Source organism: Finegoldia sp. P2-F-LR (genome assembly GCF_052932265.1).
In genome coordinates, this window is sequence record NZ_JBRFJF010000006.1 from 1 (window position 1) to 19,684 (window position 19,684).

The 19,684-nt window shown below is 32.9% G+C and carries 19 protein-coding genes; 18 read left to right on the top strand and 1 reads right to left on the bottom strand.

What is annotated here, in order from left to right:
- Positions 1-648 precede the first annotated feature (648 nt).
- The 14 genes from ACU68W_RS04610 (at position 649) to ACU68W_RS04675 (ending at position 15,808) form a co-directional block, all read left to right on the top strand.
- Entirely contained in the window at positions 649-1,644 is a 996-nt protein-coding gene (locus ACU68W_RS04610) for an ABC transporter ATP-binding protein (protein ID WP_094223120.1), read from the top strand.
- A gap of 9 nt (positions 1,645-1,653) precedes the next feature.
- The gene (locus ACU68W_RS04615; protein ID WP_094204124.1) at positions 1,654-2,592 is read left to right on the top strand and encodes an ATP-binding cassette domain-containing protein; all 939 of its coding nucleotides are present in this window, start codon (positions 1,654-1,656) and stop codon (positions 2,590-2,592) included.
- 1 nt (position 2,593) lies between these two features.
- Positions 2,594-3,562 (top strand): ABC transporter permease, encoded by a 969-nt coding sequence (locus ACU68W_RS04620; RefSeq protein WP_446756180.1) that lies wholly within the window; start codon positions 2,594-2,596, stop codon positions 3,560-3,562.
- A gap of 9 nt (positions 3,563-3,571) precedes the next feature.
- On the top strand, positions 3,572-4,492 hold the full coding sequence (locus ACU68W_RS04625; protein WP_446756181.1) for an ABC transporter permease: 921 nt from the start codon (positions 3,572-3,574) through the stop codon (positions 4,490-4,492).
- A 12-nt stretch (positions 4,493-4,504) separates the two neighbouring features.
- Positions 4,505-6,358: an oligopeptide ABC transporter substrate-binding protein gene (locus ACU68W_RS04630; RefSeq protein ID WP_102164226.1), complete on the top strand. Its 1,854-nt coding sequence runs from the start codon at positions 4,505-4,507 to the stop codon at positions 6,356-6,358.
- A 136-nt stretch (positions 6,359-6,494) separates the two neighbouring features.
- Positions 6,495-7,451, top strand: a complete 957-nt coding sequence (locus ACU68W_RS04635) for an SH3 domain-containing protein (protein WP_446756182.1) — start codon at positions 6,495-6,497, stop codon at positions 7,449-7,451.
- A 259-nt stretch (positions 7,452-7,710) separates the two neighbouring features.
- On the top strand, positions 7,711-8,754 hold the full coding sequence (locus ACU68W_RS04640; protein ID WP_306478953.1) for a DNA polymerase IV: 1,044 nt from the start codon (positions 7,711-7,713) through the stop codon (positions 8,752-8,754).
- Positions 8,755-8,822: 68 nt separating this feature from the next.
- Entirely contained in the window at positions 8,823-9,137 is a 315-nt protein-coding gene (locus tag ACU68W_RS04645; protein ID WP_094205238.1) for a PadR family transcriptional regulator, read from the top strand.
- Positions 9,138-10,172, top strand: a complete 1,035-nt coding sequence (locus ACU68W_RS04650; RefSeq protein ID WP_002835631.1) for a DUF4097 family beta strand repeat-containing protein — start codon at positions 9,138-9,140, stop codon at positions 10,170-10,172.
- 130 nt (positions 10,173-10,302) lie between these two features.
- Positions 10,303-11,424 (top strand): THUMP domain-containing class I SAM-dependent RNA methyltransferase, encoded by a 1,122-nt coding sequence (locus ACU68W_RS04655; RefSeq protein ID WP_094223125.1) that lies wholly within the window; start codon positions 10,303-10,305, stop codon positions 11,422-11,424.
- A 12-nt stretch (positions 11,425-11,436) separates the two neighbouring features.
- The gene (locus tag ACU68W_RS04660; RefSeq protein ID WP_094223126.1) at positions 11,437-12,543 is read left to right on the top strand and encodes a PP2C family protein-serine/threonine phosphatase; all 1,107 of its coding nucleotides are present in this window, start codon (positions 11,437-11,439) and stop codon (positions 12,541-12,543) included.
- 8 nt (positions 12,544-12,551) lie between these two features.
- The gene (locus ACU68W_RS04665) at positions 12,552-13,829 is read left to right on the top strand and encodes a glucose-6-phosphate isomerase (protein WP_094223127.1); all 1,278 of its coding nucleotides are present in this window, start codon (positions 12,552-12,554) and stop codon (positions 13,827-13,829) included.
- Between the two features lies 1 nt (position 13,830).
- A complete protein-coding gene (locus ACU68W_RS04670; protein WP_094223128.1) occupies positions 13,831-14,340 on the top strand; it encodes a hypothetical protein in 510 nt (169 codons plus the stop codon).
- 16 nt (positions 14,341-14,356) lie between these two features.
- A complete protein-coding gene (locus ACU68W_RS04675; protein WP_446756183.1) occupies positions 14,357-15,808 on the top strand; it encodes a helicase HerA-like domain-containing protein in 1,452 nt (483 codons plus the stop codon).
- A gap of 44 nt (positions 15,809-15,852) precedes the next feature.
- On the opposite strand, the gene ACU68W_RS04680 is transcribed toward ACU68W_RS04675, so the two are convergent.
- Entirely contained in the window at positions 15,853-16,557 is a 705-nt protein-coding gene (locus ACU68W_RS04680; protein WP_311437227.1) for a class I SAM-dependent methyltransferase, read from the bottom strand.
- Positions 16,558-16,670: 113 nt separating this feature from the next.
- Here ACU68W_RS04680 and ACU68W_RS04685 point away from each other — a divergent pair, with 113 nt between their 5' ends.
- From ACU68W_RS04685 to ACU68W_RS04700, 4 genes are read left to right on the top strand one after another with little or no spacing between them, the layout of a single operon-like run.
- Positions 16,671-17,651 (top strand): C39 family peptidase, encoded by a 981-nt coding sequence (locus tag ACU68W_RS04685; RefSeq protein ID WP_094205246.1) that lies wholly within the window; start codon positions 16,671-16,673, stop codon positions 17,649-17,651.
- On the top strand, positions 17,652-18,356 hold the full coding sequence (locus tag ACU68W_RS04690; RefSeq protein ID WP_094223131.1) for a TrmH family RNA methyltransferase: 705 nt from the start codon (positions 17,652-17,654) through the stop codon (positions 18,354-18,356). It abuts the gene before it with no gap.
- Positions 18,356-19,051: an HAD family hydrolase gene (locus tag ACU68W_RS04695; RefSeq protein WP_094223132.1), complete on the top strand. Its 696-nt coding sequence runs from the start codon at positions 18,356-18,358 to the stop codon at positions 19,049-19,051. Before ACU68W_RS04690 ends, ACU68W_RS04695 begins: the two co-directional genes overlap by 1 nt.
- Positions 19,023-19,643 (top strand): epoxyqueuosine reductase QueH, encoded by a 621-nt coding sequence (locus tag ACU68W_RS04700; RefSeq protein ID WP_094223183.1) that lies wholly within the window; start codon positions 19,023-19,025, stop codon positions 19,641-19,643. Before ACU68W_RS04695 ends, ACU68W_RS04700 begins: the two co-directional genes overlap by 29 nt.
- The last annotated feature ends 41 nt before the right edge of the window (positions 19,644-19,684 follow it).

The window sequence follows — 19,684 nt, forward strand, 5'->3', positions numbered from 1 at the left end:
TATTATTACAATAACGAAAGAATTCAGAAGAAAACAAAATGGATGCCACCTACAAAGTATAGGTTAGCATCCACTACAACTAATTAATTAAATATTGTGTCCAGTTTTATGGGTACACATCATTTAATTCATACCTTGTTTTTTTATGTTGTAATAAATTAAGAAATGGAGATTTAATTGAAAATGAAAAAGTTTTCAATATTTAAATATATTTTACCATCTCGATATAACGAATGCAAGTTTTTTTGTTACATTTTTTAAAATTTAATAAATTTGTAAATAGGCTCATGATTATCGTTACTTTATCACAATAAAGGAAATAAGTCAAGTGATTTTTATGCAAAAATTCATTTTATTTTCTTCTGAGAACGAATTTTGAAAATGAATAAAAATAATTTAAATTTATTTTCATAAAAAGCCTAAAATGTTTAATTTACAATATTAAATAGAAATCACAAATTTTATTTTTGTGAGCAAAAAGTGTAAATTAATCCGAAAAAGCATAGAAAAACTGTATTTTATACTGAAATTTTAAATTATAAAATAAATAATAATTGACAAATCCATTTTATGTCACTATAATGAGATAAAGTATTATTTATTAATCATACATAAATCATACTAAAAATAAACTGAAAGGAGAATAAGATGTCTGCTAATAAGAAAATATTGGAAGTTAATAATATGCATACAGCTTTTAGAATAAAAGACGATTATTATGACGCCGTAGACGATGTTTCATTTGAATTGTATGAAAATGAAGTATTAGCTATGGTTGGCGAATCTGGTTGTGGCAAATCTACACTTGCTACTACAATTATGGGTTTACATAATATGAATTACACTCAAATTAGCGGTGAAGTTATATATAACGGCGAAAATATTTTGAATTATACAGAAGCTCAATTCAATGAGTTGAGAGGTGGAGAAATTGGTATGATATTCCAAGATCCATTGGCATCTCTTAATCCATTAATGAGAATTGGCGAACAAATTGAAGAAGCTTTGTTGTATCACACTGATTTGGACAAAAAACAACGTCAAGCAAAAGCTATTGATCTTCTAAAAAAAGTAGGGATTGAAAATGCTGAAGTTATAGCAAGACAATTTCCTCATCAATTATCAGGAGGTATGAGACAAAGAGTAATCATTGCGATTGCTTTGAGTTGTAAACCTAGAGTTTTGATAGCTGATGAGCCAACTACTGCACTTGATGTTACAATTCAAGCACAAATTCTAGATTTACTAAAAGAATTACAAAATCAAATGAATTCAGGAATTATATTGATAACCCATGATTTAGGAGTTGTAGCACAAACCGCTGACAGAGTTTGCGTAATGTATGCAGGTCAAATCGTTGAGATTGCACCTGTGGATGAGTTGTTCAATAACCCACTTCATCCATATACGAGAAGTTTATTAAATTCCATTCCACAAGCAGATAATGAATCTGATCAGTTACATGTTATAGAAGGTATGGTTCCTTCGTTGAAAAATTTACCAAGACAAGGATGCAGATTTGCACCTCGTATTCCTTGGATAGACGATCATGAACACGAAGAAAATCCAGTACTACACGATGTTGGCAATGGACACATGGTTCGTTGTACTTGCTGGAAGAATTTCCATTTTAAAGACGAATAGGAGGAAGATATGGGATTTTTAGAAGTTAAAAATTTGAAAGTTCATTATCCAATTCGTGGTGGATTTTTTAATACAATTCAAGACTATATCAAAGCCGTAGACGGCGTAGATATGGATATTGAACAAGGAAAAACTTATGGTTTGATTGGAGAGTCAGGATCTGGGAAATCCACTATAGGAAAAGCTATAGTTGGACTTGAAAAGATTACAGATGGACAAATTTTGTACGAAGGAAAAGATGTTACAAGTAGATCTTACAGAAAAAAGATCAACTACAATCAAGACGTTCAAATGATATTCCAAGACTCAATGAGTTCACTTGATCCTAAAAAAAGAATTTTGGATATAATTGCTGAACCAATCAGAAATTTTGAAAAACTAACACCAAAAGAAGAAAAAGAAAAGGTATTTAAATTGTTGGATATAGTTGGACTTAATGAAAGTGCAATCTACAAATATCCATTTGAATTCTCAGGTGGTCAAAGACAAAGAATTGGTGTTGCAAGAGCTGTTGCATGTAACCCAAGATTGATTGTTGCAGACGAACCTGTTAGTGCACTTGACTTATCAGTTCAAGCGCAAGTATTAAACTACATGAAGTTGATTCAACAAGAGTTTAATCTAAGCTACATTTTCATCTCTCACGATTTGGGAGTTGTAAGACACATGTGTGATTACATCTACATCATGCACAACGGCAAATTCGTAGAAACTGGAAATCGTGATGATTTGTACTCTGATCCACAACACATTTACACAAAGAGACTTATCGCAGCGATTCCTCAAATAGAACCAAACAGAAGAAAAGAACTTAGAGATGCTAGACAAGCTATTGAAAAGAAATTTGATGAACAAAAAAATGTCTACTACGATGAAAATGGATCAGTGTACGATTTGACAAAATACAAAGATTCTCATTATGTAGCAGCTAGAAAGGGGGAAATATAAAATGACTAAAACAATAATCAGAAGATTTTTAATAATGATTCCTCAATTGATAGTGTTAAGTTTATTTATATTCTTTGTAGCTCAAAAGATGCCAGGTGACCCATTCACAGGGAAAATCACACCAAGTACTGGTAACTCAAAGGTTGAAGAAGAACTTAAAATAAAATCTGGATTTTACGATCCATGGTATGTGAAATATAAGAGATGGGTTGGCAATGCACTTCAAGGAGACTTTGGTGATTCTTATACTCAAAAGCTACCTGTAAAAGACGTTATAGGTCAAAGAGCTAAGAATACTTTCTCCTTATCATTGTTCTCATTAATAATAATGTATGCAATCGCAATTCCTCTAGGAATAAACGCAGGTAGGTACAGTGGGTCGGCATTCGATCAGGGGGTTAACTTGTACAACTTCCTGGCACTAGCTACCCCAGGGTTCGTATTTTATTTGATAATGCTTTTAATATTTGGATACAAACTAGGATGGTTCCCAACAAGTGGTATCATAAGCCTTGAAGCATCAGCAAAAGGCGGAATGGCAGCAATATTAAGTAGATTTTATCACATGCTACTTCCTGCAATATCCTATGCACTACTTACAACTATTGGTACTATTCAATATTTGAGAAATGAAGTTGTAGATGCAAAAAGTCAAGACTACGTAAGAACTGCAAGAGCAAAAGGGGTTCCTATTAAAAAAGTTTACAGTAAACACATTTTTAGAAACTCACTTTTACCAATAGCTGCATTCTTCGGATTCCAAATCACAGGTTTGTTAGCTGGTTCTATCATGATTGAAACAATTTTCGGATATCAAGGAATGGGTTCATTATTCGTTGACTGTATTAACCAAAGGGACTACTCAGTTATGACAGCTCTTGTAATGATTTATGGTTTCTTGACACTTTGCGGTTCATTATTAAGTGATATTATCATGAGTATAGTGGATCCTAGAATAAGGATAGATTAGGAGGTTTTTATGAAAGAAGTAAAAGCAACGGAAGAAAAGCTTGAAGAATATAAAGACCTTGCAAAAGATAATCCTACTGGATTTAAAGTAATTGTTAATGAATTCAAAAAAGACAAACTAGCAATTTTTTCTTTGGTAATATTGGCAGTTTTGTGGATAGGAATTTTCGTAGGAGCGATGTTACTTGATAAAGAACAAGTAATGAAAGTTGACATACTTAATTCATACGTAAGACCTGGAGAAGCTGGACACATACTAGGAACTGACCAAGGTGGTAGGGATTTATTTGGACAATTAATTATTGGTGCGAGAAACTCAATTGTAATAGGAATCGCCGTGACAATACTTACATCTGTAATAGGAATAGTTGTAGGTTTATTGATAGGATATTACGGAGGATGGTTGGACAATATTATAATGAGAATTATAGACTTCATCCAAATTCTTCCAACAATGATGATTATTATAGTTTTCGTAACAATTGTTCCAAAATATTCGATGTTTACATTCGTATTGATATTTACGGTGTTCTATTGGACAGGAATGGCAAGACTTGTCAGATCAAAGGCCCTTGCTGAAAGTAAAAAAGACTACGTAAATGCATCCAAAACAATGGGTACTAGCGATTTGAAGACTATGTTTACAGGAATTTTGCCTAACATTTCTTCAATATTAATTGTAGATATGACATTGAGTTTCGCAGGAAATATTGGTATTGAAACTGGACTTAGCTTTCTAGGTTTCGGGCTTCCACCATCAGATCCATCACTAGGAACGTTGGTATCATTAGCCAGAAAACCAGAAGTTATATCAGATAAGTTATATGTATGGCTACCTGCATCATTATTGATATTAGTAATGATGTTGTGTATAAATTATATCGGTCAAGCATTAAGAAGGGCTTCCGATGCAAAACAAAGGAAAGGATAAGGGGGAAAAATAATGAAAAAGAAATTTAAATCATTATTGGCAATCTTTTTAGTATTAGCATTTGTACTTACAGGATGTGGAAAATCTAATAAAGATAGCGGAAAATCATCAGATTCTGGTTCTAAACAAGAATCTAGCACTGGTAAAAAGGCAAACGAAGAAAATAAAGGTAACATAGTCGGAGAACAAATGGGCGGCGGTGTGATTATTGAAAATGAAGGCGAACCAATTAAAGGTGGTACATTTAGAGTAGGTATCCCTACAGATTCACCATTTAAAGGTATATTTAATGTTGCATTACAAGACGATAACTTCGACTGGACAATTATCGGACCTACAATGTACGGTTCAGCAAACGCTGGAGAAAGCATGGAATTGAGAGATTCTGGAGCTGAAAAATTCGAATGGGATGAAAAGGCAAAGACAGCTACAATCAAACTTTCAGATGCATTCAAATGGAATGACGGAAAGCCTGTAACAGCAAAAGACATTATAATAAACTACCTAATCATCGGTCACAAGGATTATCCTGGTGTACGTTATGATGATGATATGATGAACATCGTAGGTATGGAAGATTATCACGCTGGAAAAACAAAAGACATCGCAGGTGTTAAAGAAATCGATGAAAAAACAGTTCAAATTTCATTTAAAGAATGGAAACCTGCAATCAAATGGGGTGCTGGTATTTGGCACGAACCAACAAACTACGAACAAGTTAAAGACATAGCTATAAAAGATATTATATCTTCTGACCCAATCAGAAAAAATCCTAAATCAGCAGGACCTTTCTATATTTCTAATGTAGTACCAGGACAATCAGTTGAATTTAGTGCTAACGAACACTTCTGGGGCGGAAAACCTAAAATCGATAAAGTTGTAATGGAAGTAGTTCCTACTTCACAAATTTTAGCATCATTAAAATCTGGTAAATACGATTATATCGCAGGTGGAGCACCATCAGATACATTCAAAGAAATATCAGAATTAAAAGGATACAAAGTTGCAAGACAACAAGACATGGCTTACACTTACTTAGGATTCAAACTAGGTAAATGGGACAAAGAAAAAGGCGAAGTTGTTGTAGATCCTAACGCTAAGATGGCTGATCCTAACTTACGTAAAGCAATGGGTTATGCAATTGATAACAACGCAGTTGGTGAAAAATTCTATCAAGGATACAGATCACAAGCGACATCAGTTGTTCTTCCTATATTTAAAGATTACTTTAACACTGAATTAAAAGGATACAATTTTGACCAAGAAAAAGCTAAAAAATTGTTAGATGAAGCTGGATACAAAGACGTAGACAATGATGGAATAAGAGAAGACAAAAACGGTAAACCATTTGTAATTAAATTCGCATCAATGTCAGGTGGAGAAATCGCAGAACCATTGTCAGCATACTATATCCAATGCTGGAAAGAAATTGGATTGAATGTTGAGTTGACAGGCGGAAGATTGATAGAATTCAACGCATTCTACGACAAGCTTAAAAATGATGACCCTGAAGTTGACGTATTCCAAGGAGCTTGGGCTGTAGGTACTAACCCTGACCCATCAGGATTATTCAGTAAGAATGCATCATTTAACTACTACAGATATACTAATCCAGAAATGCAACAAGCATTGGATAAGATAGCTGATGGTAAATCATCTGATGAAGAAAGAGCACAAGCTTACAAAGATTTTGCAAAAGTTATGGAAGAAAATGTACCATTGATTCCAACACTTTACAGAGAATCATTGACTCCAATCAACAAGAGAGTTAAAAAGTTTGATACAAGATATGTTCAAGATCTTAACAAAGATGACTTCAGATGGAATCAACTTGAACTTACATCTGAACAACCAATTAAAGAATAATAGTTTTTAAATTAAGTGGGGTGTAATTTTACACTCCACTTTTTTATGTAAAATATGTAAAAATACGTAAAATATAACGTTTTCGTTTATTGACTTATTCTAGCTTATTCATTAGAATATTAGAGAGGTGTAATGAATGAAGCAGAAGAATATTATTGCTGTAGTTTTGATAACTGTAGTAATATTTGTTGGAACTTTTGTAGGATTAAATATTTTTAATTCATCAAAGACAGAAAAATTAGATAAATTGGCTCACCAATGTATAGTAGATGGTAATTACCAAAAAGCTGTAGATTATTATAGTGAATTATACGATAGAACAAACGATGGATCTTATATAGATAAAAAACGTGAAGCTGTGGAACTTTTATCTTCTAAAAATAATTACGATTATGGCGTAAATTATTTAAAGGAAATGAAGTATATCGATGCGGCGAAAAGTTTCTTGAAAGTAAGCAACAAAGATAGCGTCAATTATCAAAAAGCGCAACAAAGATTGCAAGAAAGCACACAAGCTGTGATAATTGCAAGTGATTCATTTGCAGAAGATGACAACTTTGATGCAAGTTTGAATATGTTAAACTCATACGCACGTGTAATGCCACACGAAACTATTGTCATCGACAAGATAAAAGAAGTTGAAAAAGCAAAAAATCAATACAATGAGAAAAAACAAGACGAAGAAAAACAACGTGCATTGTCTGAGAAAAAGGAAAAAGAAGCCAGAGAAAAAGCTGAAAAACTTGCCAATGAATCAGCAGAAGAATTAAAGAAAGAAAAAGAAAGCACAAAAAAACCAGATAAAAAAGATGAAAGTTATGAAACTGATGATAACAAAAGACTTATTGATTTGTGCATTCGTTTAGTTGGAAAAACTTACTTGGTAACTGCAGATAATGCCAAAATATACGAAGAACCAAGCAATAAATCAGAAGTGATTTCCTCAATTCCTATGGGAAGTGAAGTGTACATTTATGAAGCAAAACCAGATTCAGGTCAAAGAGTATGGTGCCATGCGATAATAAAAAGTGCAGATTCACTAAAATCATATGACGCATGGATATCATCAAACAACTTAGAAATTAACGATTAAGCTCTCAATAATGAGGGCTTTTTGCACATTGCAAACCTTCATGCACGAACATCGGACTCAAAAAATTTGTGATTTCTAAAATTCAATCTTCTAAAATTCGTAACTCGCATTCGCTCAAACAGACGGATTTTTCAACGAAGATTTTCAATTCGAAATCAATTAAATTTTTATCGTATGATGTTCTTAGCATTACGGTTTGCAAGTTATAATTGAAACTGCTCTCAATAATGAGGGCTTTTTTAGTAGAAAGGGGTGTGTTATGGATTTAAATTTTTTGCATTTTGATTTGGATGCTTTCTTTGCGTCTTGTGAAATTTTGGATAATCCAAAATTGAAACACGTCCCAATGGTTGTCGGTGGAAGAAGTCAGAGGGGAATAATTACTACTGCGAACTACGAAGCTAGAAAGTACGGATTGCATTCTGCAATGCCAATATTTCAAGCAAAAAAGATAGTTCCAAATCTTGTTATAGTACCTCCAGATTTTGAAAAATACAGAAGAAATAGCGAGAAAGTTTTCAAGGTTTTGTCGGCATTTTCGACTAAAATTCAAAAGATGAGTATAGATGAAGGTTGCATGGATATTTCTCATATCGATATGGATAGGTTGGAACTGGCAAATCTAGTCCAAGAAAATGTCAGGATAAAAACGGGATTGTCTATCTCTATAGGAATTAGCTACAATATGAGCCTTGCAAAGCTTGCATCAGATTGGAACAAGCCTCATGGAATCAAAATTATCACACAAGATGATATTCCAGATATATTGATGGATTTAAATGTTGGTAAGATTCAAGGAATTGGTAGAAAATCTGAGGAAAAACTAAATAATATTGGGATAAAAAAAGTATGCGATTTGTATGATTTATCCAGAAATAATTTGAGAGAATTATTTGGTAAATTCGGCGAAGTGATTTACGATAGAATTCGTGGTATTGACGATAGACAGTTGGATTTGTCAAGAATTAGAAAATCTATTGGAGTTGAGTACACTTTTGAACGAGATTTGAGAAATTACAATGAGTTACTAAAAAAAGCTGGTGAATTCAGCGAAGAATTGGCGGAAGATCTTCATAAGAAAAATATTAAAGCAAAAACAATTAGGATTAAAATAAAGCTTAGCGATTTTTCGGTGATTACAAAATCAATGACTCTTGATGAATACATTAGTGATGTCAAGGATATTTACAGGATTGTGAAGTATCTTGTGGTTAACACTAAAATTGAAAAGCCTGTCAGACTTTTTGGGATTACTGCTGCAAACCTTAGCGACACGACTTTTGAGCAGTTAAAATTTTTATAGTAAAAAACTTTGCATAATACCTTGCAATATTTACTACTGTGTATTATAATGTAATCAGGAGGTAAGGTATGAACACACAATTAAAAAAAGGGATTTTAGAATTATGTGTCTTATCGGTTATATCTAAACAAGACAGCTACGGATACGAAATTATAGATCAGATAAAAGATAAGATACCAATGAGCGAAGGAACAATTTATCCTATGCTTAGAAGATTGAAAAACGACAAATACTTGGAAGATTACACTGAACAATCAGAGTCAGGTCCATCTAGAAAATACTATAAGATAACAGACGAAGGAAAAACTTATTTGCACTCACAACTTGAAGATTATAAAAAATTGGTTGAAAGTGTTAAGACCTTGTTAGAGGAGGGTTTTTAAATGAATAAAGAACAATTTATGGAACTTTTAGATTATTATTTCAGAAATGTCGACGAAACAACTTACAGAGAAATAAAGAATGATTACGAAGAACATTTTAGAATCGGCGTTGAAAACGGAAAAACTGAAGAAGAGATTTCAACTGAATTAGGTAATCCAAGAGAGATATTCAACGAATGTAAAGAAGCTGGAATCATCAGAGAAAACAACTTATTTGGTATGTTTAACTTGGATAGCATTGGTGATTTCTTTAATTCTAAAATTTTTGACCAATCTAAAGACAAAGACTATGATTTGTCACAACAAACATTGGAATTTGACAATGATTTCCACAGAATTGAAGTTAAATCGAATGCGGACATAGATGTGTCAACTCACGAATTGGATAAAATAATCGTAACTTACACTACAACTGATGAAACACAAAAGTTAGATGTAGATTATATGAATCACGTGTTGAAGCTTGGTAAAGTTAAAATGGAAAAATTCTTCCAAAAAAGTTTTATAAAATCAATTTCTATCAAAATTCCACAAGACAGTGATTTGGGATTAAACATCGCCACAGCAAGTGGAGATGTAAATGTAGATGTTATTAGTAATGATGTTACTTGCAACACTTCAAGTGGTGATGTAAATATTACTACACAATCGAACAATGTAAATGTCAATACTGCAAGTGGAGATGTTCAAGTTTCCAAATGCAAAAAAGAAATTTACGTTAATACTGTAAGCGGTGATGTGAAGGTGAATTCTGAAAATCCAGAAATCACAGTGAACACTGTAAGTGGCGATATCGAAATCGATGTGAACGAAAACAAAGATTTGAATGTGAGAGGTGTATCTAGCGATATTAATATCCATATCAAAGAAAAGAAAGGTTCTATAGAACTTAGAACTGTTAGCGGTGAAATTCAAATTGATAGTTACTACAAAGATAGTTCGAAAAAAATCAGTAAATCTCACGACCAATCATTCTCAAATGATGAAATCGAAATAAGTGCTGCAACAGTTAGTGGAGATATTACTGTAGATTAGAATCTAAATAGACTGCAATGATTTTTCGTTGCAGTTTTTTTATTGTAAATTTACAGTTAAATATTATTATAACGTAAAAAAAACATTGAAAATATGATAAAATAGAAGGTAATATGGAGGAATAATAATTTTGAAAATAATAGTAACTTGCGCATTCGGTTTGGAGAGCTTGGTCAAAAGACAACTTTTGGATATGGGCTATGAGAATTTGAATGTAAACGACGGAAGAATAATGCTTGAAGGCGATGAAAAAGATATCGCAAAATTAAATATAAATTTGAGATGTGCAGACAGAGTTCTAATCGAATTGGGTAATTTTAAGGCTGTATCATTCGAACAACTTTTTAAGGGCGTTGAAAAAATAAATTGGTTAGATATTTTAGAAGCGGATTCCAATTTTATTGTAGAAGGCAGAAGTTACAAATCAAAATTATTTTCTATTAAAGACTGTCAATCGATTACAGAAAAGGCGATTATCAAATCTCTTCAGAAAAAATACAAGGTGGATTGGTTCTCAAAATCCAAGGGGAGATTTAGGATTGAAGTTAGTCTGGTAAAAGATATTTGTTCGATAACTTTGGATACCTCGGGAGATGGACTTCACAAAAGAGGCTACAGACAGGACTCAGTTCTTGCACCTATAAGAGAGAACTTAGCAGCAGGAATTATCGATTTGTCATTTGCAAACAGCAACAGACCTCTTGTGGATTTGTTCTATGGCAGTGGAACTTTTGCGATAGAAGCTGCGAGAAAATTCAGAAATATTGCACCTGGAATTGACAGAAAATTCGATTTTATTAACTTTAATGATAAATTCAACAATGCATACAAACAAGAGCGTACTAAAGCCTTGGAGAGCATTGATTACGATAAGAAAATAGATATTTTCGCTAGTGATGTGGACGGCTCAGCGATTGAAAAAGCGATAGCTAATGCCGAAAATGCTGGGGTCAGGGAGGATATTAGATTCGTGACGAGGGATTTCAGAAATGTTGTGTTAAAAGATAATTACTTCGTTCTAATATCTAACCCACCTTATGGAAAAAGGCTTGGCGAAAGACAAGAAGCCGAGAAGATTTATAAGGATTTGGGAATTAAAATGGCGAAATTCAAGACTGCATCACAATATATAATCACAGATTGCGAAGAGTTTGAGAAATTTTACGGGAAAAAAGCATCTAAAAATAGAAAGATGTACAACGGAAATATGAAGTGTTATTTGTATCAATATTTTGGTCCGAGACCTAAATAGGAGGAGATATCCTTGGAGAAGAAATCAAGTGAAGATGTTAGTGATTTCAAAGGATCTGATTACGAAGTTCTAAATTCTATGAAGGATTTGGTTAGAGTAATAGATAAGGATGGAGTTATAATATTTGCGAATACGAGCATGATAAAATCTATGCCTATCAATCCAATAGGAGTGAATTGCTATTTGGATTATAGTGAAGATTTCCCAAAATGTTTGGCAGATAGGAAATACCGTTTGAACAGCACAATTAAAGAAAAAAGAAAAATAAATGGTGTGGATTATTCCATAACTTCTTCTCCAGTTATGGATAAGGATGGAGAAGTTATCAGCACGGTCGAGGTTTTCAGGGATATTTCCAAAGAAGTGAAAACTCAGATTGATTTGATTAATGCGAACAAGGACATCAAGGATGAAATCAAATTCGCCAAGCACATTCAAAGCAAAACTTTGCCTAGTAAGGGTGAGCATGTCGGTTTGGATTTGGATTACAGCTATATTTCATCTAGGGATTTGTCAGGAGATATCATCGATTGCATAGATATTGACGAAAGATTTGTAGGAATTTACATCGCAGATGTTGTGGGACATGGGATTGCGGCATCTATTCTGACGATGTTTATTAGACAGACAATGAGGTATTTGGTAAGTAGAATTACAGATTCTAGACCGAAAAGAGTGCTGAAGGATTTGAATACCACATTTACTGAACTTAATTTATCGGTAGACAAATATTTTACGATTTTTTATGGGTTATACGATAGAAAACTCAAAATATTTTCATATGCAAATGCTGGGCACAATGGTATTCCATTTTTGATTTCCAATGATAAATTAGAAGAATTAAAGGTTACAGGTCATCCTATCTCTCCAATGTTTGAAGGAGTTGGGTTTGATCAGAGAGATATATTGGTTTCCAGTGGTGATGAATTAATTATGTACACTGATGGGATAACTGAAACTAGAGGATTTGACAACGAATTTTACGGCGAAGAAAGACTAAAAAGAGATTTAATGAAAGTTCCAGACAAAAGAATTGAATACGTGTTAAACGAGGTGAATTCTTTTAGGTTTTTGGAACAGGATGACGATATTGTTCTAGTGAATTTGAAGGTTCTATAGGAGGAAATATGTTCAAGCTAGATTTTTCAAATACGACAAGTCATAATTCTGTGGATACTTTAAGAACAGAATCCGTAAATGCTTTAGAAAAGCTTTTAAACAAATCCTGTGAAGGCAAGGAATTCACAGGATGGATTGATTTGCCCAAAAATTACGACAGAGAGGAATTCGAGAGAATTAAAAAATGTGCTAAGAAGATAAGAGAAACGTCTGATTGTTTAGTTGTCATTGGAATCGGTGGAAGTTATATGGGAGCTAAGGCGATTGATTATGCGATGAGCGATTATTTTGAGAAATCGGGCATAGAAATCATCTACGCTGGTTTCCAATTGTCTTCTACATATTTGGCTGAACTTTTGGAATATTTGAAGGACAAGGATTTTTGTGTAAATGTAATAAGCAAATCGGGAACTACTACAGAACCTGCAATCGCTTTTAGATTTATAAAGGAATTAATGGATGAAAAATACACAAAAGAAGAACAAAAGAGCAGAATTTTCGCCACTACTGATAAACAAAAAGGTGCATTGAAAGAATTGTCTGATATCAATGGTTATGAAACTTTTGTAGTGCCAGATGACATCGGTGGAAGATTTTCCGTTCTAACTTCTGTTGGCTTGTTGCCACTTTGCGTAAAAGGATTGGACATCGACAAATTGATGATTGGCGCAGCAAATGCAATGGAAGATTTTACAAAACTTGACTATGAGTCAAATTTTGCTTTGCAATACGCTTCATTCAGAAATAACATGTATCGCAATGGAAAAGACATCGAAATACTTATTAATTACGAAATGAGATTGAAATATTTTTCTGAATGGTTCAAGCAATTATTCGCAGAATCGGAAGGGAAAAACAACAAAGGAATATTCCCGATGATGTGTAATTTCACGACTGATTTGCATTCAGTAGGTCAAATGATTCAAGATGGACAAAAAAATGTATTTGAAACTGTGATTTCAGTAGAAAATCCACGCAAAGATTTGTATATAAAATCCGATGCTGATAATTTGGATAATCTGAATTATTTGAGCGGTAAATCAGTGGATTACGTGAATAAGATGGCTATGCAAGGAACGCTTAATGCGCACTTGTCGTCAAATGTTGAAAGTGTTGTCGTGAAAATTGATGAGATTAATGAAGAAAATCTAGGATATATGATTTATTTCTTTGAAATGAGTGTAGCAATTTCAGCACTTGTTTTAGGAGTGAATCCTTTTAATCAACCAGGAGTTGAAGAATACAAGAAGCAAATGTTTAAACTATTAGAAAAGCCAGGTTATTAATATGAAAGAGAATTTAAAAAAAATAGTTTTGTACGAGAAAAGTTATGAGGTTTCGAAAATAATGTTAGTTTTATTGACGTCTGTACTATTTTTGAAATGTGCGAAGGTTGACCATGTTTTTGTCAAATCGTTTTTTATAACGGTACTTTCATTTGTACCTATAATTGGAGCAGGAGTGTATTTTGTTCCAGCAATCATTCTTAATTTATTAGAATCAAATACACTCAATTTGGCGATTTATGTGTGGTTGTTATTGGCAGTAATATGTATTGACAGAATACTCTACAGTGTTTTTTATGATTTGCCGTTTGATTACAGCCCGATATCTTATGTGATTATGGGAATGATTTTATATTTGATATTTGGGAAATACATATTGTTGGTGTTCGCACTTTCAGTGTGTGCAGTTACAGTGTACAACAACTACAACAAGTATAAGAAAACAAAAGTTTTTTACAAAAAAGCAACGTTTAATTTTATTGATTTGAAACAAATTATACAAGAGAAATAGAAATACGGAGGAAATAGTGGAAAAATTATTGATTGCAAGAGGAAACGAAGATATCGAACTTCTTTCAAATAAAGTAAATCAACATGGGCTTATTGTAGGAGCGACTGGAAGCGGAAAGACAGTTACATTAAAAGTGTTGTGCGAATATTTCTCAGATTTGGGAGTGCCAACTATTTTGTCAGACGTTAAGGGAGATTTGTCAAACTTAGCATCGGTTGGTGAAATGAACGATAATCTTAAATCTAGACTAGATGAAATGAATATCACTGATTTTAATTTCAAAAACTATCCTGTAAATTTGTGGGATGTTTACGGAGAAGCTGGACTTCCATTGAGAGTTTCAGTTTCTGAAATGGGTCCGATTTTGTTATCGCAAATTTTGGATTTGAACGATACACAAGCTGGAATTTTGAATATTGCATTCAGGGTTTCAGATGAGGAAGGACTATTGTTGTTGGACATAAAAGATTTGCGTTCTATGCTTAATCATTTGTCAGACAACAGGGAAGTTTATTCAAAAAAATACGGAAATATCACAACTCAAAGTATCAGTGCAATCATGAGAAAATTATTGTACATCGAAGATATGGGTGCAGATAAATTCTTGGGAGAACCAAGTTTGGATATAAGAGATTTGATGAAGACAGATTCTGATGGACGCGGATTTGTGAATATAATTTCTGCGGCAAAACTTATCAACGATAAAAACTTGTATTCAATGTTTTTGTTGTGGCTATTATCAGAACTTTTCGAATCACTACCAGAAGTTGGCAATCCAGAAATCCCAAAACTTGTGTTCTTCTTTGACGAAGCACATTTGTTATTCGATAATGCAAACAAGATGATAATGGATAAAATCGAACAAGTTGTAAGACTCATTCGTTCAAAAGGTGTGGGAATATTCTTCATAACACAAAACCCACTAGACATTCCAGATTCGATTTCTTCGCAATTAGGAAATAGAATTGTGCATCAATTGAGAGCTTTCTCTCCAAAAGAATTGAAGGCTGTGCAAAAAGTTTCTGAAACTTTCAGAGCAAACTCAGATATGAATGTAAAAGATGAAATTGTAAACTTAAGAACAGGTGAAGCGTTGATTTCATTTTTGGATGAAAAAGGAGCACCAAGTATAACTAAAAAAGGACTTGTACTTCCACCACACTCATCGTTTACGCCACTTTCTCAATCAGACGTGGATTATATTGTGAAAAACTCTGATTTGCATCAAAAATATTCACAATCAATCGACAGAGAATCTGCTTATGAAATACTGCAAAAAAAATTGCAAAATCAAATCAAAGAAGAGCCGGAAAAACAAACTAAGAAATCCACAAAACAAGAAAAATCTCCGATAGAAGATTTCGCGTCTAAAAGCATCAACTCCATGCTTGGTAGTTTTACAAGACAAATCGGAAGAGACATCGCGCGTGGAATTTTCGGATCAATAAAAAAGAGCATAAAATTTTAATAAACCTCCCAGAAGGGAGGTTTTTAAATGTGCTAAATTATATTTTATAGTTTTTCAGCGGCTAATACTAACGGTCTAGAATTTTCCTTATCAAAGTCTGCTTTATTAAATCCTCCGTATATTTTTATATTCTCAAAACCATTTTGTTCTAAAAGTGTTACTAATTCATCGGATGTTATTGGAAATAAATTAACGTCGTTTTCAATGGATTTATCACCGGCTGTCATAACTGTGTTAAATCGTATAAAATCACCATTTCTGAAATATTTTCTTACAAATTCCACTTTTTCGTTTTTGATAGTAGGAAGATTTCCTAAGTAATCATCATCTACTTGTAAAAATGGATAAAAATTGATGACTTGAATTACAAGATTTCCTTTTGTGTCTAACTTGTCGTAGCATTTTTTCAAAAATTCATTTATTTTTTCTGTAGAATTCAAGTGTACCAAGGAATTTCCAATGCAATAAATCAAACCGAAATTATCTCTCAACTTGTCGATATCTAGCATATTCATACATTTAGCATCGATTTTATTTTCATTAATCGCCTTGTCGACAAATTTTTCTTCCAAATCAATCCCCATCACATCAAACCCATCATCTTGAAGTCTTTTCGCAACTTTTCCAGTGGCACATGCTAAATCCAAGATTTTACCGTGAGCAAGTTCTTCTAAGAAACTAATTTGCTTATCATTTGGCTGGAAAATATCTTCGTAATTATCTGAAATTGAATCGTAAAATTTACTCATATCATCACCTCTAATGTATTTATACCCAAAAGAATGTTACAATTTTATAAAGTTGTCATAATTTTGTAATAATTTCAAATCCTGTGATATAATTAGATAAATGAGGTGGAAACTTGATACGTAATAATCACGATAGATTTCTAGAAGAAAAAAGAAGACGCGCAGTAAAACGAAGGATTGTGTTTTCTGTATTTCTTCTAGTAATTCTATTTTCAATCATAAAAGTAAAAAACGATAGACAAGAGCATGCAGCTGAACAAAAACAAGCTGAGATAGCTCAGGAGAAAAAAACTTCCGTACAACAAGACTCCAAACCAGAAGAACCAGTGGAAAAAGAGAAAACTGATGAAGAAGTTTTTGAAGAAATCAAAAAAACTGAAAATATTTACCAAAACACATTTAAGAGAAATGAATTGTTGCACAATTTGGAAGTTTACGCTAAGTACAATCCTAATGCAAAATTAGTGATGAAAAACGCTGATGATATTCATCCATCCCTTTTAAAACTTGCTGGTAATAACTACACTGCGGTTAATTTTGTGGCGAAAACAATTGATTCTACAATAAAAAACGACTATTCATATCCAGAAAATGCAAATAATTCAAATGTGCCATTGTATTTGCAGTGGGACAAGAGATGGGGTTATGAAAAATACGGATACGGAATTATAGGTTTTACTGGATGTGGCCCTACAAGTTGCGCTATGGCGATGTCGTATTTGAAAAACGATCCTTCAATCACTCCTGCAAAAATAGCAGAAGAAAGTGATCGCAACGGATATTCGTCATCAGAAGGAACAAGCTGGGGATTTTATCCTTATATCGCAAGAAAATACGGATTGAAAGCTGTGCAAATGGATGCGAATTATAATGTTATAAAAGAGAATATAAAAAAAGGAAATCCGATCCTAATTTCTGTAAGACCTGGTGATTTCACACAAACAGGACATGTTATGGTGATTTCGGGAATAGATTCAAATGGCAATATTATAATTAACGATCCGAATAGTTTTACTAATTCGCAAAAATCATGGAAATATGACAGATTACAACCACAAATCAAAGCGATGTGGGTGTTTAGTAATGGAGTATAAATGAAAAAATACACAAAATACAAAAAAGATCTTGAATATTCTTATACAATGGGACCTTTTCCAACTTATGAACTTATTGAAAATAAGGCTGATATTGTTGAGGAGGTCTTAATTTCTGAGGATTTCAATGACACAGAAAAACTGATAAATATATTGAATGATAAGAAAATTCCTTATACGATTTCAAGTAAACAAATCAACAAAATTTCATTAAAAGATAAGGAATACGTGATTGGAGTTTTCAAAAAGCAAAAATCAAAATTACAAGAAAAAAACCACATAATTTTGGACGGAATAGACAACATGGGAAACTTAGGTACTATTATGAGAAGTATGCTTGCATTTGGATATAAGGATTTGGCTTTGATATCAAATACGTGTGATGTTTACAATCCTAAAGTTGTCCGTGCCAGTATGGGAGCTTTTTTTAAATTAAATATCCAAAGATTTGATAATCTACAAGATTACAAGAAAAATTTCCCAGAAAATAAGATTTATTCATTTTTGCTAGATGAAAGTTCAGATGAACTTGGCGATGTGAAGTTCGAACAACCATTTAGCTTGGCGTTTGGAAATGAAGGGGCAGGGCTTCCACAAGAATACTACAATGAAAATAAGATTTTCATCAATCAATCTAAGGATGTGGATTCCTTGAATTTACCGATAGCTTGTTCTATTGCAATGTATCAATCGAGGGTGATTTAATGAAGAGAGTATTTGTATTTGATTTGGACGGAACGTTGATAGATTCTATTGAGATGATAAATAATTGTTTCAATCATACTACTAAAAAATTTGGGCTTAAACCTGTAGAAAAGGAAAAATTTAATTATTTTCTTGGAGATGGACCTAAAATTTTGGTGGAAAAATCTCTGAATTATTTGATAGAACGAGATAATTTGGATGAAGCAAAAATTCATTCTCAATTTAATAAAATTTACGATAACTACATTGAATATTACAATGGATATGATGACAAGAAAACACAATTGTATCCACATATAAGAGAAAGTTTGGATAAATTAAAAGAAATTGGCGCACTTGTTTGCGTATGCACGAATAAAACTCTTCCAGCAGCGGAGAAAATTTTGAACAATTTATTTCCACAAGGCTATTTTGATTATGTGTCTGCATTGGAAGATGAAACCAAAAGAAAGCCTAATCCATACTTGCTAGAAAAAATCGTGGAAGATTTGAATATTAAAAAAGAAGAGATTGTATATTTTGGAGACACTGATACAGATATTGAGACGTGTAAAAATGCGAATGTAACAAGTGTCGGTGTTGAATGGGGATTTAGAGAAAGAGAAGAACTCGTAGAATCGGGAGCAGATTTTGTGATTTCTGATCAAAGAAGGATAGTTGATTTTTATGGAGAATTACCAAAAAATATTGGATAAAACAATTGAAAATCTAAATGGAGGAGAAACACTTCTTCTTCACAGTTGTTGTGGGCCTTGTTCTAGTTATGTTTTGGAATATTTGTCACAGTATTTTAAGATAACTATTTTGTTTTACAATCCGAATATAAGTCCACAATCTGAGTTTGATAAAAGAGTTGTGGAACAGAAAAAAGTAATCGCAAACACAAAAGCGAAGTATCCCATAGATATAATAGTCGACAAATACAATTCGGATGAATTCTACGAAAGAGTCGCTCCTTACAAGGATTTGGGCGAAAAATCAAGGCGCTGCTATGAGTGCTACGATTTGAGAATTTATAGAACTTTTGAGATTGCAGATGATATGGGTTTTGATTTTGTAACGACGACGTTATCGGTTAGTCCTCACAAAAACAGCCAATGGATTAATGAAATCGGAGAAAAATTAGAACAAACTCATAAAACTAAATTTTTGCATTCTGATTTCAAAAAGAAAAATGGTTACAAGAGATCAATCGAATTATCGAAGGAATTTGATTTGTATAGACAAGATTACTGCGGATGCGTTTACAGCAAAAAAGAAGCAGAACAACGACATAATAATGATTGATTGAATCGGTGATTTTTATCGCCGATTTTTTTTGTGAGAAA